This is a genomic window from Amnibacterium setariae (assembly GCF_003581425.1).
GTDB lineage: Bacteria > Actinomycetota > Actinomycetes > Actinomycetales > Microbacteriaceae > Amnibacterium > Amnibacterium setariae.
This window is the reverse complement of sequence record NZ_QXTG01000001.1, coordinates 950,713-964,841: the sequence shown is the minus strand read 5'-3', so window position 1 is coordinate 964,841 and position 14,129 is coordinate 950,713. Positions and strand designations below refer to the sequence as shown.

At 71.5% G+C, this 14,129-nt stretch carries 12 protein-coding genes; 8 read left to right on the top strand and 4 right to left on the bottom strand.

Features of this window, described 5'->3' with window-relative positions; all coding sequences use genetic code 11:
* Positions 1-153: 153 nt before the first annotated feature.
* The 7 genes from D1781_RS04905 to D1781_RS04875 all read left to right on the top strand — a co-directional run bounded on the left by D1781_RS04905 (position 154) and on the right by D1781_RS04875 (position 8,488).
* Positions 154-1,479, top strand: a complete 1,326-nt coding sequence (locus D1781_RS04905) for an ABC transporter substrate-binding protein (protein WP_119481109.1) — start codon at positions 154-156, stop codon at positions 1,477-1,479.
* Positions 1,480-1,559: 80 nt separating this feature from the next.
* Entirely contained in the window at positions 1,560-2,534 is a 975-nt protein-coding gene (locus D1781_RS04900; protein ID WP_119481108.1) for a carbohydrate ABC transporter permease, read from the top strand.
* On the top strand, positions 2,531-3,415 hold the full coding sequence (locus tag D1781_RS04895; RefSeq protein WP_119481107.1) for a carbohydrate ABC transporter permease: 885 nt from the start codon (positions 2,531-2,533) through the stop codon (positions 3,413-3,415). The genes D1781_RS04900 and D1781_RS04895 overlap by 4 nt, the downstream gene beginning before the upstream one ends.
* 124 nt (positions 3,416-3,539) lie before the next feature.
* Positions 3,540-5,570 (top strand): GMC family oxidoreductase, encoded by a 2,031-nt coding sequence (locus D1781_RS04890; RefSeq protein ID WP_158590000.1) that lies wholly within the window; start codon positions 3,540-3,542, stop codon positions 5,568-5,570.
* Positions 5,567-6,277, top strand: a complete 711-nt coding sequence (locus D1781_RS04885) for a ThuA domain-containing protein (protein WP_119481105.1) — start codon at positions 5,567-5,569, stop codon at positions 6,275-6,277. The genes D1781_RS04890 and D1781_RS04885 overlap by 4 nt, the downstream gene beginning before the upstream one ends.
* A gap of 52 nt (positions 6,278-6,329) precedes the next feature.
* The gene (locus tag D1781_RS04880; protein ID WP_119481104.1) at positions 6,330-7,334 is read left to right on the top strand and encodes a sugar phosphate isomerase/epimerase family protein; all 1,005 of its coding nucleotides are present in this window, start codon (positions 6,330-6,332) and stop codon (positions 7,332-7,334) included.
* Positions 7,335-7,336: 2 nt separating this feature from the next.
* Complete coding sequence (locus D1781_RS04875; RefSeq protein ID WP_119481103.1) at positions 7,337-8,488, top strand: Gfo/Idh/MocA family protein; 1,152 nt, start codon at positions 7,337-7,339, stop codon at positions 8,486-8,488.
* A 72-nt stretch (positions 8,489-8,560) separates the two neighbouring features.
* On the opposite strand, the gene D1781_RS04870 is transcribed toward D1781_RS04875, so the two are convergent.
* The 4 genes from D1781_RS04870 to D1781_RS04855 all read right to left on the bottom strand — a co-directional run bounded on the left by D1781_RS04870 (position 8,561) and on the right by D1781_RS04855 (position 12,715).
* Entirely contained in the window at positions 8,561-9,673 is a 1,113-nt protein-coding gene (locus tag D1781_RS04870; RefSeq protein WP_119481102.1) for a Gfo/Idh/MocA family protein, read from the bottom strand.
* Entirely contained in the window at positions 9,670-10,809 is a 1,140-nt protein-coding gene (locus tag D1781_RS04865; protein WP_119481101.1) for a Gfo/Idh/MocA family protein, read from the bottom strand. Before D1781_RS04865 ends, D1781_RS04870 begins: the two co-directional genes overlap by 4 nt.
* Positions 10,806-11,564 (bottom strand): sugar phosphate isomerase/epimerase family protein, encoded by a 759-nt coding sequence (locus D1781_RS04860; RefSeq protein ID WP_119481100.1) that lies wholly within the window; start codon positions 11,562-11,564, stop codon positions 10,806-10,808. Before D1781_RS04860 ends, D1781_RS04865 begins: the two co-directional genes overlap by 4 nt.
* Before the next feature lie 143 nt (positions 11,565-11,707).
* Positions 11,708-12,715, bottom strand: a complete 1,008-nt coding sequence (locus tag D1781_RS04855) for a LacI family DNA-binding transcriptional regulator (protein WP_119481099.1) — start codon at positions 12,713-12,715, stop codon at positions 11,708-11,710.
* Positions 12,716-12,837: 122 nt separating this feature from the next.
* On the opposite strand from D1781_RS04855, the gene D1781_RS04850 reads away from it, so the two are divergent.
* Positions 12,838-14,121: an ABC transporter substrate-binding protein gene (locus D1781_RS04850; RefSeq protein WP_119481098.1), complete on the top strand. Its 1,284-nt coding sequence runs from the start codon at positions 12,838-12,840 to the stop codon at positions 14,119-14,121.
* Positions 14,122-14,129 lie beyond the last annotated feature (8 nt).

Here is a 14,129-nt window from a genome sequence, read left to right as displayed (position 1 = left end):
GTCGACTCGCGGAAGTTTTCGTTGACATCGTCGGGAACCGCAACAAAACTGACCCCCGCCGGACCGCCGTGGTCCCGGCGAAGCACAGCAGTTCGACGACGAACGACGACGCACCGGGCGAAGAAGCACCGGGCGTCGGAGAGGACACCGACGATGGCATCTCTTCCCTCCGGATCCGGCTTCACCAGGCGCACGCTGCTCGGCGCGGGCGTCAGCGCGGCCGCAGTCGGCTTCCTCGCCGCCTGCAGCTCGAACGGTGGTGGCGGTGGCGGTGGCGGCGGCAACGCCAGCAAGCCGCTGAAGTTCTGGAACATGCCGTGGGGCCCCCCGGCGTTCCTCACCGAGGACAAGCGGATCGCCGCGGCCTACAAGCCGAAGAGCGGCTTCGGCTCGGTCCAGTACCAGCAGATCCAGTGGGCGAACTTCATCCAGTCGTTCTCCACCGCGGTCGCCGCGAACAACGGCCCGGCCGTCTCCTCCGGCGGCGGCACCCAGGCCTTCCTGTTCGAGAGCCAGGGCAAGATCGCGTACGCGGACGACCTGCTCGACTCGTGGAAGAAGAACGGCATCTACGACGACTTCCTGCCGGGCGTCGTGGACACCCTGAAGTCGGACAAGGGCTACGCGGCCGTCCCCTACAACCTCGACATGCGCGTCCTCTGGTACAACAAGGCGCTGCTCGAGCAGGCCGGCGCGGACACCCCGACGGACTGGGACTCCTACGAGGAGATGTGCCGCAAGGTCAAGAAGCTCGGCGTCTACGGCTACGGCACGCGCTCCGGCGCGGGCGCCTTCACCGGCTTCCACCAGATCGTGGCGCACATGATCAACAACGGCGGCGGTCTCTTCAACGCCGACCAGAAGCCGGACGTCGTCACCGAGGCGAACATCCAGGCGGTCGACTGGGTGATCAGCCTCGTGAAGAACGGCTACTCCGACCCGCGCGCGGCCACCTACACGAGCGACAACTTCTACGCGCAGGTCAGCGCGAAGAAGTTCGCCGGCATCTGGGACGGCGCGGGTGCGAAGCCGAACATCAAGGCCGACGTCGCGAAGGACCTCGTGGTCGCCGACCCGCTGACCGGGCCGACCGGGAAGAAGGGCGCGCTCTACTTCCCGAACAACATCATGATGTACAAGAACACCCCGAGCCAGGAGGCCTCGGAGGCGTTCCTGACGTACTACTACCAGAACATGAAGACGCTCTGGACCAAGAAGACCGGCATCGGCCTGCCGGTGCTCAAGTCCATCGCGGATGAGGCGTACAAGAACGACGTCGACAACAAGAAGATCCTCGACGTCTGGCAGCCCATCTCGAAGACGTGGGGTGCGCCGGGTCAGAACACGGTGTTCCTGAACGTCACGAAGGTCGACGGCACGCAGCCGACGATCAACTTCGCCCAGGCCGTCCTCGGCGGCAAGGTGACGGCGAAGGCCGCCCTCGAGACGCTGCAGAAGGCGCTCGAGTCGGCCGCCTGATCCGCTGATCGTTCCGAGACCGGACCGGGTGGCGGGGCCCCAGCGGGGTCCCGCCACCCGGCGTTCGAGAAGAGGCACCCTTGTCGACTGACACCCTCCCCGAACGGCTCCAGAAGGCTCGGCGCGGCGTCGCGCCGGGCGGCCGCGGGCCGCAACCACGTTCCAAGAGGCCGAGCTCGCCGCTCGGCCGCGCAGGCCTGACGCTGACGCTCTTCGCGCTGCCGTCCCTGATCCTGCTCGTCCTGCTCAACGTCTTCCCGGTCGTCTACTCCCTGCTGCAGTCGCTGCAGAACGGGACGCCGTCGACCCTGCCGACGGACGCGCCGTTCGTCGGGCTGCAGAACTACGTCGACGTGCTCACGTCCGACCAGTTCCGTGCGAGCGCGATCTTCACGCTGATCTTCACGATCACGGGCGTGTTCGGCTCGTGGGCCATCGGGCTCGGGCTCGCGCTGCTGCTGCGCACCCGCATCCCGGGCGGCGGCGTCTTCAAGGTGCTGCTCCTGCTGCCCTGGATCGTGCCCGTCGTCGTCTCGGCGACGAGCTGGAACTGGCTCGTCGCGACGCCGCAGTCGCCGATCCCGACGATCCTCGGCAACTTCGGCCTCGGCGACGCGAACTTCCTCGGCGACCCCGTGCTCGCTCAGGTCGTGGTCTGCGTCTTCAAGGTGTGGATCAGCTTCCCGTTCATGATGATGATGATGTCGTCGGCGCTCGCGTCGGTGGACACCAACGTCTACGAGGCCGCAAAGATGGACGGCGCCACCGGGTGGCAGGCGTTCACCGGCGTCACCCTGCCGATCATCTCGAGGACGACCTACATCAGCTGGGTCCTCATGACGATCTTCTGCGTCAACGACTTCCCGACGATCTTCCTGCTGACCCAGGGCGGCCCCGTCGGCGCGACGAGCTCGCTGATCGTGCTCGCGTACCAGTTCGCGTTCCAGAACCTGCAGACGGGACCCGCGACGGCGATCGCGTTCCTGATGACCGCCGTGCTGGTGATCATCTCCACCGTGCTGTACCAGCAGATCAAGAAGGTGAACATCGAATGAGCGGACAGCCCATCGCGGTCGGCGGCGCCACCTCGGCGACGCTCGGCCAGGTCAAGCGCCGGTCGGTCCGCGAGCGCGAGCAGAAGGGCCAGTGGTGGCGCTTCGCGCTGATCCTCGTGATCACCGCGATCGTGATCGTGCCGATCTTCGTCGTGTTCCTGCTCTCGGTGCAGCCCGGCCAGGGCAGCACCCAGACCGGCTTCACCTTCGAGAACTTCGAGCGCGTGTTCACCGGCACCGACGTGCTGCTGTGGCTCGGCAACAGCCTGCTCGTCGCGGTCGTCACCGTGGTGGTCGCCGTGGCGATCGCCGCGCCGGCCGGCTACGTGCTCTCGCGGCTCCGGAACCGGCTGGTGTCGGGGTACTCGCTGGTCCTGTTCATCGTCCAGGCGCTGCCCGTCGTGACGGCGGCGATCCCGCTGTTCATCACCTTCTCGGTGCTCGGGCTGATCAACACGCTCCCGGGCGTCGCGATCGTCTACATCGGGTCGACGATGTCGGTCGCGATCTGGATGATGGCGGCCTACTTCGACTCCATCCCGATCTCCCTCGAGGAGGCGGCGTGGATGGACGGCGCCAGCGTGTTCGGCGGCTTCCGCCGCATCGTGCTGCGCAACTCCCTGCCGGGCATCCTGTCCACCGCGATCTTCTCGTTCCTGCTGGCCTGGAACGACTACCTGATCGCGCTGCTCTTCCTGCAGGACTCCACGAAGTACACCCTGCCGATCGGCCTCAACACGTTCTTCCAGCAGAACGCGGCCGACTGGGGATCCGTCATGGCCGTCGCGGTCGTGATGATGCTGCCGCCCGTCCTGCTGTTCGTGTTCCTCAACCGCTACTTCAGCGTCGGGGGCATCGGCGGGTCGCTCGCCGGCCGCTAGCACCTCCGCGGATCCGCATTTCCTCCGCGGATCCGCAGAACCCGACCGACACGCCGCGGGGTCGCCCCGACTCCGCGGCGTGTCGGTCCGTTTCTGCGGATCGGCGCCACCTCCTGGAGCTGCTGTGCACGTCCCGAACGCGATTCGCGCCGCCGTCGACCGCGTCATCCCCGCCGACCGGTGGCCCGGCGGCTGGGAGGGCGGCGTCGACGCCTACCTCGCCGACTCCCCCGACCTCGCCTGGGCCGAGCCCGCGCTCGCCCGTCTCGCGGAGCGCCTCGACGGCCTCGCGGGCGATCGGCCGTTCGCCGACCTCCCGCCCGCGCGGCAGGACGAGCTGCTGCGCGGGATCGAGCACGACGACGACTTCGCGGCCCTGCGCCGCGTGACCTTCGAGGGCTACTACGCGGCGCGCGAGGGCGCGGCACCCGCCGGCCTCGACCTCGTCGGCTTCCGCGCGGTGCCGGTCGGCGTCACGCCGGTCGAGCCGGACCTCGTGCCCGACGTCGGCCCGGGCGGCGTCCGCCGCTCGTACGACGCGGTCGTGATCGGCAGCGGGCCGGGCGGCGGCGTGGCCGCCCAGCTGCTGACCGAGGCCGGCCGCAGCGTCCTCGTGATCGAGCGCGCGGCCCGGGTGCCGAACGCCGCGCTCCGCGGCGACCACCTCCGGGGCAAGCGCAACGCCGTCTACCGCCCGACCGCCGGCCCCGGCGCCGGCCACCCGCGCGTCGCGATCCTGCCCGAGGGCGATCGCGTGCTCGACGGCACCGACGACGCCTGGCTGTACGGGCTGAACGCCGACATCATGGGCGGCGGCACCCGCATCTGGCAGGGCATGGCCTGGCGGTTCATGCCCGACGACTTCCGGATGCGGTCGGTCTACGGGAACCCCGACGGTGCGAGCCTCGTCGACTGGCCCGTCTCCTACGACGAGATGGAGCCCTACTACTTCCGCGCGGAGCAGGAGCTCGGCGTCGCCGGCGAGGAGGGCGCGCTCACCGCGCGGACCCCGCGCACCGCCGGCTACCCGATGCCGCCGTTCGGCACCGAACCCGCCCGCGAGCTGCTCGCCGACGCGGCCGACCGCCTCGGCTGGGGCTGGGGGCCGATCCCGCTCGCGCTGAACAGCGTGCCGCACGCCGGCCGGCCCGCCTGCGTCCGCTGCCCGCAGTGCGTCGGCCACGCCTGCCCGGTGAACGCGAAGAACGGCAGCCACAACACCTTCCTCCCCCGCGCGGCCGCGACCGGGAACCTCGACGTGCTCTACGACTCCGAGGTGGTCGAGGTGCGCGACGGCGCCGACCGGGCCGCCGTCACGGTGATGGCGGGCGCCTCCGGGACCCCCGTCGAGCTCGAGGTGGACGCCGAGGTCGTCGTGGTCGCCGCCGGCGCGGTCGAGACGGCGAGGCTGCTGCTCGCGAGCGGCATCGGCAACGACCACATGGGCCGGCACCTGCACGACCACCGGTTCGTCACCATGCTCGGGACGGTGCAGCGGCCGGTGAAGCCGTACATCGGCCCCGGCCACTCCGTCGCGACGCTCGACCACGTGCACGCCGAGACGATCCCGTGGGGCGGCGGCGTGCTCGTCGACCTGATGGGGCTGCTGCCGCTCACCTGGGCGTCGAACCCGCTGCCCGGCGTGCCCCGCTGGGGCGCGGGCCACAAGTCGTGGATGGCGGGCGACCGCGCCAACGTCTTCGGCGTCTTCGGCATGGGGCAGGAGGTGCCGATGCCGACCTCGCGCGTGACGCTCGCCGACGTGCGCGACCGGTGGGGGCGGCCGGGCGCCGCGCTCCGCAAGCTCGTCCACCGCGCCTCCGTCGAGGTGGAGGACGGCATGGCCGTGCACGGCGAGGAGTGGCTGCTCGCCGCGGGCGCCGGGGACGTGTTCCGCCAGCGCGGCACCGCCACCGCGTCGGCCGCGGGCGAGCACTCATGCGGGACGGCCAGGATGGGGAAGGACCCCGCGGACAGCGCGACCGACCCGTTCGGCCGGCCGTGGGGCTCGCGGCGGATCGTCGTGTGCGACTCGTCGCTGCACCCGACCAACGGCAGCGTCAACCCGACGCTGACGATCGTGGCGAACGCGTTCCGCGTCGCCGAGCACCTGGTGTCGGCCTGGCCGGCCGGCGCCGCAGGAAGGACCGCATGACCACGCGCAACGCCCTGATCGTCCGCGGCGGCTGGGACGGGCACATGCCCGTCGAGACCACCGACTCGTTCGTCGGCTTCCTCGAGGACCACGGCTTCTCCGTCGTGATCGAGGAGTCGAACGAGGTCTACGCCGACGCCGAGCGCATGGCCGGGGTCGACCTGATCGTGCAGGTCGTCACGATGTCCGAGATCTCGAAGGAGGCGCTCGCCGGCCTCATCGCGACGGTCCGCGCCGGCACCGGGATGGTCGGCTGGCACGGCGGCATCGCCGACTCCTACCGGAACAGCGCCGACTACCTGCAGCTGATCGGCGGGCAGTTCGCGCACCACGCCTCCGTCCGGCCGCCGGAGGAGGCGACGGGCGAGCAGTCCGACAACTACGAGGACTACACCGTGAACATCACGGACCTCGGCCGCAGCCACCCCGTCACGGCGGGCGTCGACGACTTCGAGCTCACCACGGAGCAGTACTGGGTGCTGTCCGACGAGTACAACCAGGTGCTCGCGACGACCACGCAGGCGAAGCGCGACTGGGACGCCTGGGACCGCCCCGTCACCTTCCCGGCCGTGTGGACCCGCCAGTGGGGGAAGGGCCGGATCGTCGTCTCGACGCCTGGCCACCGGCTCGAGATCGTGCAGGACCCGTCGGTCCGGAAGATCATCGAGCAGGGCCTGCTCTGGGCCGCCCGCCCGGCCGCGGACTGATCCCGTCCGCCGACCCACCCATACCCAGAGAAAGAGGAGAAGGAGGAGCGCGATGACGCGACCCGTGACCCTGTTCACCGGCCAGTGGGCCGATCTGCCGTTCGAGGAGGTGGCGCGGATGGCGGGCGAGTGGGGCTACGACGGCCTCGAGATCGCCAGCTGGGGCGACCACCTCGACGTCGTCCGCGCAGCGGAGGACCCCGACTACGTCGCCGACCGCAAGGCGATCCTCGAGCGGAACGGCCTGCAGGTCTGGACGATCTCCAACCACCTGCTCGGCCAGGCCGTGTGCGACTCCCCCATCGACGAGCGGCACCGCGACATCCTGTCCGACCGCGTGTGGGGCGACGGCGACCCCGAGGGCGTGCGGCAGCGCGCGGCCGCGGAGATGATCACGACGGCGAAGGCCGCGAAGGCGATGGGCGTGAAGACGGTCACCGGCTTCACCGGCTCGTCGATCTGGCACGCGGTCGCGATGTTCCCGCCCGCCTCCGACGCGTTCGTGCAGAAGGGCTTCGACGACTTCGTCACGCGCTGGACGCCGATCCTCGACGCGTTCCAGGAGAACGGCGTGCGGTTCGCGCTCGAGATCCACCCGACCGAGATCGCCTACGACTACTGGACGGCGAAGCGGGCGCTCGAGGCGATCGACCACCCGGCGTTCGGGTTCAACTTCGACCCGTCGCACTTCGTGTGGCAGCAGCTCGACCCGTCGATGTTCCTCCAGGACTTCGCGGACCGGATCTTCCACGTGCACTGCAAGGAGTCGGTGACGCACCTCGACGGCCGCAACGGCCGCCTCGGCAGCCACCTGCCCTGGGCGGACCCGCGCCGCGGCTGGGACTTCGTGTCCGTCGGCCACGGCGAGGTGCCGTGGGAGCGCATCTTCCGCACGCTGAACGCGATCGGCTACGACGGCCCGACCTCGGTCGAGTGGGAGGACGCCGGCATGGAGCGCACCGTCGGTGCGCCCGAGGCGCTCGAGATCGTCCGGAAGCTGAACACCATCCAGCCGCCCGCCGCCGCGTTCGACGCGGCCTTCTCCACGAAGGCGTGACCATGCCCGAGACGCTGAACGTCGCCGTCGCCGGCTACGCCTTCATGGGCCGCATCCACACGGCCGGCTGGGCGCAGGCCGCGAAGTTCTTCGGCACGCCCGCCCGCGTCACGCACGTGATCGGGCGGAACCGGAAGAACACGCAGGCCTTCGCGGACGCGTTCGGGATCCCGAACGTGCTCGCCGACTGGCGCGACGCGGTCGCCGATCCGGACATCCACGTCGTCGACGTGTGCACGCCGGGCGACAGCCACGTCGACATCGCCATCGGCGCGCTGGAGGCGGGCAAGCACGTGCTGTGCGAGAAGCCGCTCGCGAACTCGGTGGCGGGCGCGGAGCGCATGGTCGCGGCGGCCGAGGCCGCCAGCGCCCGCGGGGTCCGGTCGATGGCCGGGTTCTCCTACCGCCGCACGCCCGCGCTCGCGTACGCGAAGCGGCTCGTGGACGAGGGGCGGATCGGCGAGATCCGGCACATCCGCGCGGTGTACCTGCAGGACTGGATCGCCGATCCGGAGTTCCCGCTCGTGTGGCGGCTCGACAAGGACGCGGCGGGCTCCGGCGCGCTCGGCGACATCGGCGCGCACATCATCGACCTCGCGACGTTCCTGACCGGGCAGCGCCTCACCGGGCTGACCGGCATCACGGAGACGTTCGTGAAGACCCGGCCGAAGCTGGCGGAGCAGACCGGCGGCCTCACCGCCCGGGGCTCCGAGGAGCGCGGCGAGGTCACGGTCGACGACGCGGCCGTCTGGGTCGGCCGCACCGACGGCGGCGCGCTCGCCACCTTCGAGGCGACCCGGTTCGCTGCGGGCCGGAAGAACGCGATGCGGATCGAGCTGAACGGCTCGAAGGGCTCGCTCGCGTTCGACTTCGAGCGGATGAACGAGCTGGAGTTCCTCGACTTCACCGAGCCGGCGGTCGAGAGCGGCTTCCGCCGCATCCTCGTCACGGAGCCCGAGCACCCCTACGTGGGCGCCTGGTGGCCGGCCGGGCACGGCCTCGGCTACGAGCACACCTTCACGCACGAGGTGAAGGACTTCACCGACGCGATCGTCGAGGGCCGCGCCCCCGAGCCGTCGTTCGCCGACGGCCTCGCGGTGCAGAAGATCCTCGCGGCGATCGAGGACAGCCGCGGCGACTGGGTCACCCTCTAGCCGTTCCTTCCTCCATCCGGGGATCTGCGCACGAAGCGCCCGGATCCCCGGATGGAGGAAGGAACCGCGCGGCTACCAGGAGTCGGGGGTCGCGCCCTCCGGGACCGCCTCGGGGCGGTCGACCGTCGTCGTCAGCGTGATCACCGCATGCTCGGTCGAGCTGCGCGGGATCGCGTCCATGATCTCGAGCACGTGCTGCGCGAGCGCCCCGGAGGCGCGGTGCGGCCGGTCGGTCGCGATCGCGCGCGCCATGTCCGCGAGGCCGTAGCCGCGGCCGGCGCCGGCGTAGCCGGCGTTCGGCTCGACGGTCCGCCACTCCTGGTCGGCCGTCGTCCACGCCTCCACCGGGTCGTCGAACCGGTTGGGGTCCGGCACGGCGATCGTGCCCTCGGTGCCGTGCACCTCGAACAGCGGCGTGCGCGTCGCCCAGGTGTCGAACGAGAACGAGACGCGGGAGACCGCGCCGCTCGCGTGCTCGAGGATGCCGGAGACGCCCGTGTCGACGGACACCGGCACCGCCTCGCCCGCCCGCGAGCCGGTGCCCACGGTGCGCTCGCGCGGCGACCGGATGCTGACGCCCGAGACGCGGACGACCGGGCCGAGCATCGTGACGAGCGCGGTCAGGTAGTACGGGCCCATGTCGAGCAGCGGCCCGCCGCCCGGCAGGTAGTAGAAGAACGGGTTCGGGTGCCAGCGCTCGTGGCCGGGGGCGCTCCAGTGGGCGTCCGCCGTGAGCACCTGCCCGATCGCGCCGTCGTCGATCAGCCGACGGGCCGTCTGGATGCCCGTGCCGAGGACCGTGTCCGGCGCGCTGCCGACCCGCAGGCCCCGCTCCTCGGCGAGCGCCAGCATGGGCGCCGCCTCGTCCGGGCTGAGCGCGAGCGGCTTCTCCGCGAAGACGTGCTTGCCGGACTCGAGGATCCGGGTGCCGACCTCGACGTGCACCGCGGGGATCGTGAGGTTCAGCACCGCGTCGACGTCGTCGGAGGCGAGCAGCTCGTCCACCGTCCGCGCCTCGACGCCCTGCTCCTCGGCGACCTGCGCGGCGCGCGCCATGTCGAGGTCGGCCACCGCGACGAGCCGGAGCCCGGGCAGCGACGGGAAGGAGGCGAAGTACTGGGCGCTGATCACGCCCACCCCGATGACCCCGATGCGGAGCGGGGCGGTGGTGGGGGCGTCCGTCATGCGAGGGTCCTCTCGGTGGGGTTCCAGTCGGCCGGCAGCGGCGCGGGCGCCGCGACCCGGCTCGCGACCTCGACCGCGCGGTGCGTCTCGGACGCCTCCGCCGCTGCGAGCATCACGTCGAGCACGTGCGCGGCGAGCGCGCCGGACGCGCGCTCGGGCACGCCGGCCCGGATCGCGCGGGCGAGCTCGAGCACGCCGAGGCCGCGCGACTGCGTGGCGCCCTCGGCGGGGATGCGCTCGGGCGTCGGCCGGTCGTGGCCGGTGACGCCCTTCCACGACGCGAGCGTCCACAGCTCGCTGTCGCCCTCGAACATGTTCGGGTCGGGCAGCACGATCGCGCCGGTCGTCCCGGTGATCTCGAAGAAGCCCGGGCGCGGGATCGCGGACTGGAAGGAGAACGTCGCCTGCGCGGAGGCGCCGCCTTCGAACTCGAGCAGCAGCGCCGAGTGCGTGGGCACGGTCACCTCGAACGTCGTACCGGCGCGCGGCCCGGACTCGACGACCCGCTCGGGGCGGGCGATCGAGCCGATGGCGGACACGCGCACGACCGAGCCGAACACAGTGACGAGCGTCGACAGGTAGTACGGGCCGAGGTCGAGCAGCGGGCCGCCGCCGGCCTGGAACAGGAACTCGGGCGCCGGGTGCCAGCGGTCCGGCCCCGGGTTCAGCACCATCGTGGTCGCGGTCTGCGGGTCGCCGATGCGGCCGTCCGCGATCGCGCGGAACGCGGTCTGCAGGCCGGCCCCGAGCAGGGTGTCGGGCGCGACCGCGACGCGGAGGCCCGCCTCCTCGGCGGCGGCGAGCACGCGCCGGGCGTCCTCCGCGTTCGTCGCGATCGGCTTCTCGCTCCACACGTGCTTCCCGGCGGCGAGGATCGCCAGGTCCACCTCGGCGTGCACGGAGGGCAGCGTCAGGTTGACGACGATGTCGATGCCGTCGTCGGCGAGCAGCTGCTCGACCGTGCCGGAGGCGGGCACGCCGAACTCGTCGGCCCGCGCCTTCGCGCGCTCCAGGTCGATGTCGGCCACGAAGCGGACCTCGAGGTCCGGGAACGTGGTCAGGTTGCCGAGGTACTGCGCGCTGATGACGCCGGCGCCGATGACGCCCACCCCGACCGTCCCGCTCGTCGTGCTCACTCGCCCGACCCCGCGTCCACCGTGTTGACGTAGGCGAGGGAGGCGGCGAGGCCGTCGACCGTGTCGCCCGCGTAGTCGTCGAACTCGAGCACGCGCACGGCCTGCGGCGCGGCGGCGAGCACCGCGGGGATGTCCATCGCGCCCTCGCCGGCCGGCTGCTGCGCCTTGACGTCGCGGCTCTTGTCGCCGTCCTTGACGTGGATCAGCTGCACGCGGTCGCCGAGGCGCGCGAGGAGGTCCGGCGCGCTCACGCCGCCGACCTCGACCCAGTACGTGTCGACCTCGAGCACGACCGAGTCGTCGAGGCGCTCGGCGAGCAGCTCGAGCGCGGGGGTGCCGTTCGGGCGGGCCTCGAGCTCCCACCAGTGGTTGTGGTAGCCGAAGGTCAGGCCGTACTCGCGCGCCTGCTCGGCGGCCCGGTTGATGCGCTCCGCGATCCGCGCGACGCCGTCGATGGACTCCCAGTCGTCCGTGCGGTGCGCCGGGTCGATCAGGGTGCGCACGCCGATGGCGCGCGCCGCCTCGAACGCCGGCGACGGGTCGTCGAGGGTGAGCACGCCCGCGTGGGCGGAGGGCGCCGAGAGGCCGGTGTTGGCCAGCGCGGCGACGTACGCGTCGGACCCGACGACGAACGCGCCGTAGGGCTCGACGCTCGTGAAGCCGAGGTCGGCGAGGCGCTGGAGCGTGCCCTCGAGGTCCTCGGAGAGCCGGTCCCTGACCGAGTACAGCTGGACGGACACGGGACCTCGAGGCATAGGGCGCTCCTTCGCACTCCGACTGGCCGATCCGGCTTCGATCGGCGGACCGCCCCATCCAACCACGCGGATATGGTGCGAACCACAACATTCGCGGGGTGCGGGCACGGCTCGGCGCGGGCGCGGCTCAGCTCGGGCGCGGATCAGCTCGGGGGCGCAGAGGGCGGCGCGGTCGTGCGGCGCTCGACCAGCCGCGTCGCGAGGGTGACGTGCGGGCGCCGCAGCTCCTGGCCCGCGATGAGCGCGAGCAGCATCGCCACGGCCTCGTTCCCGAGCTGCTGCATGGACTGCCGCACGGTCGTCAGCGGCGGATCGGCCCGCGCCGCCTCGGGTACGTCGTCGAAGCCGACGACCGACAGGTCGCGAGGCACGACCAGCCCGCGCGTCTGCGCGACCTGCACGGTCGCGATGGCGGAGAGGTCGTTCGCGGCGAACACCGCGGTCGGCCGCTCCGGCAGGTCGAGCAGCGCGGTCGCGGCCTCGCGGCTCGTCTTCTGCTCGTAGTTGCCCTGCCGCACGAGGGAGGCGTCGAAGGGGATGCCCGCGTCCTCGAGCGCCCGGCGGTAGCCCGCCTCGCGCAGCAGCGCGGAGCGGAGGTCGGGGCGGCCCGCGACGAACCCGATCCGCCGGTGGCCGAGCTCCACGAGGTGGGACACGGCGAGGCGGGCGCCGGCGAACCCGTCCGAGTCGACGGTCGGCAGACCGGCCGGGCCGGTGTGCGGGTCGATCGCGACGAGCGGGATGGCGCCCGGCAGGTCGACGACCGTCGGCGCCACGAGGATCGCGCCGTCGAGGGTGCCGGAGAGCCGCGACAGCGAGCGGCGCTCCCAGCCGTCGTGCTCGTTGCCGGTCAGGCTGCTGTAGGCGAGCAGGTCGCTGCCGCTGCCCCCGAGGGCGACGCCGATCCCCTTCATGACCTCGGTCGAGAACGGCTCGAACGCCGCGATGAAGACGCCGACGACGCCGGTGCGGGACGACCGCATGCTGCTCGCGCCGAGGCTCGAGGCGTAGCCGAGCTCGTTCGCGACGGCGAGCACGCGGGCCGCCGTGTCGCTGCCGACGCCGTACCGGCCGTTGATCGCCTTCGACACGGTCGCCACCGAGACGCCGGCCGCCGCGGCCACGTCGCCGATCGTCGCCCTGTGCTGCACGAGGCGATGGTAACGAGCGAAGAACGTTTTCGAAAACGTTTGACTGAATGCGACCGGTCGCGCAACCTCATGGCGCCGCGATCCCCTCGGCATCCCTCAACGAAGAGAAGACAGGTGCACCAGTGAGACCCTCACGCCTCATCGCCGCCTCTGCCGTCCTGCTCGCGAGCGCAGCCGCGCTCACGGGCTGCAGCGGATCCGGCGGTTCCTCCGACGGCCCGCAGACGCTGACGCTCTGGCAGAACTCCACCACCGGCCCCGGCCTCCAGTTCTGGAAGGACGCGGCCAAGAGCTTCGAGAAGACGCACAAGGGCGTCACCATCGACGTCCAGACGGTCCAGAACGAGGACTTCGACGGCAAGCTCCAGACCGCGATGAACTCGGGCGACGCGCCCGACATCTTCCTCCAGCGCGGCGGCGGCAAGCTGCAGGCCATGGTCGAGGCCGGCCAGGTCAAGGACATCACCGGCGGCATCACCGCCGCGACGAAGAAGGTCGTCCCGGCCGCGTCGCTCGGCGCCGAGTCGCTCGACGGCAAGGTCTACGCGATGCCGCTCTCGGTGCTGCCCTCCGGCATCTGGTACTCGAAGGACCTCTTCAAGGAGGCCGGCATCGACGGCACGCCCACGACGCTCGACGAGCTGAACGCGGACATCGCGAAGCTGAAGGCCAAGGACATCGCGCCCGTCGCGCTCGGCGCGAAGGACGCGTGGCCCGCCGCGCACTGGTACTACAACTTCGCGCTGCGCGAGTGCGCGCCCGCCGCGCTCGAGAAGGCCGCGAAGTCGAAGTCGTTCGACGACCCGTGCTGGCTGAAGGCCGGTCAGGACCTGCAGCGGTTCAACGACACGAAGCCGTTCAACCAGGGCTTCCTCACCACCGCCGCCCAGCAGGGCGCCGGCAGCTCGGCCGGCCTCGTCGCGAACCACAAGGCCGCGATGGAGCTCATGGGCGCGTGGGACCCGGGCGTGATCGCGTCCCTCACGAAGGACGAGAAGCCGCTGCCCGACCTCGGCTGGTTCCCGTTCCCGGAGATCTCCGGCGGCAACGGCAAGCCGGGCTCGATCCTCGGCGGCGTCGACGGGTACTCCTGCTCGCAGAACGCCCCCGACTCCTGCGTCGACTTCCTGAACTACATCGCGACGACCGAGCAGCAGACGGCGTACTACAAGGCCTACAACTCGCCGCCCGTCAACACCGAGGCCCAGAAGGCCGTCACGGAGCCCTACCTGCAGGACGTCGTGGCGACCTACAACAAGGCCCCGTTCGTCTCGCAGTGGCTCGACACCGTCTACGGCCAGAACGTGGGCAACGCGCTGAACGTCGGCGTGGTCAACCTGCTCGCGGGCAAGAGCGACGCCGCCGGCATCGTCAGCGCGACGAACGACGCGGCCAAGAAGGGCTGAGCGCACCG

Coding starts and splice junctions, on each gene's coding strand:
- D1781_RS04905 (WP_119481109.1), top strand. CDS start 154: ATGGCATCTCTTCCCTCCGGATCCGGCTTCACCAGGCGCACGCTGCTC.
- D1781_RS04895 (WP_119481107.1), top strand. CDS start 2,531: ATGAGCGGACAGCCCATCGCGGTCGGCGGCGCCACCTCGGCGACGCTC.
- D1781_RS04885 (WP_119481105.1), top strand. CDS start 5,567: ATGACCACGCGCAACGCCCTGATCGTCCGCGGCGGCTGGGACGGGCAC.
- D1781_RS04880 (WP_119481104.1), top strand. CDS start 6,330: ATGACGCGACCCGTGACCCTGTTCACCGGCCAGTGGGCCGATCTGCCG.
- D1781_RS04875 (WP_119481103.1), top strand. CDS start 7,337: ATGCCCGAGACGCTGAACGTCGCCGTCGCCGGCTACGCCTTCATGGGC.
- D1781_RS04870 (WP_119481102.1), bottom strand. CDS start 9,673: ATGACGGACGCCCCCACCACCGCCCCGCTCCGCATCGGGGTCATCGGG.
- D1781_RS04860 (WP_119481100.1), bottom strand. CDS start 11,564: ATGCCTCGAGGTCCCGTGTCCGTCCAGCTGTACTCGGTCAGGGACCGG.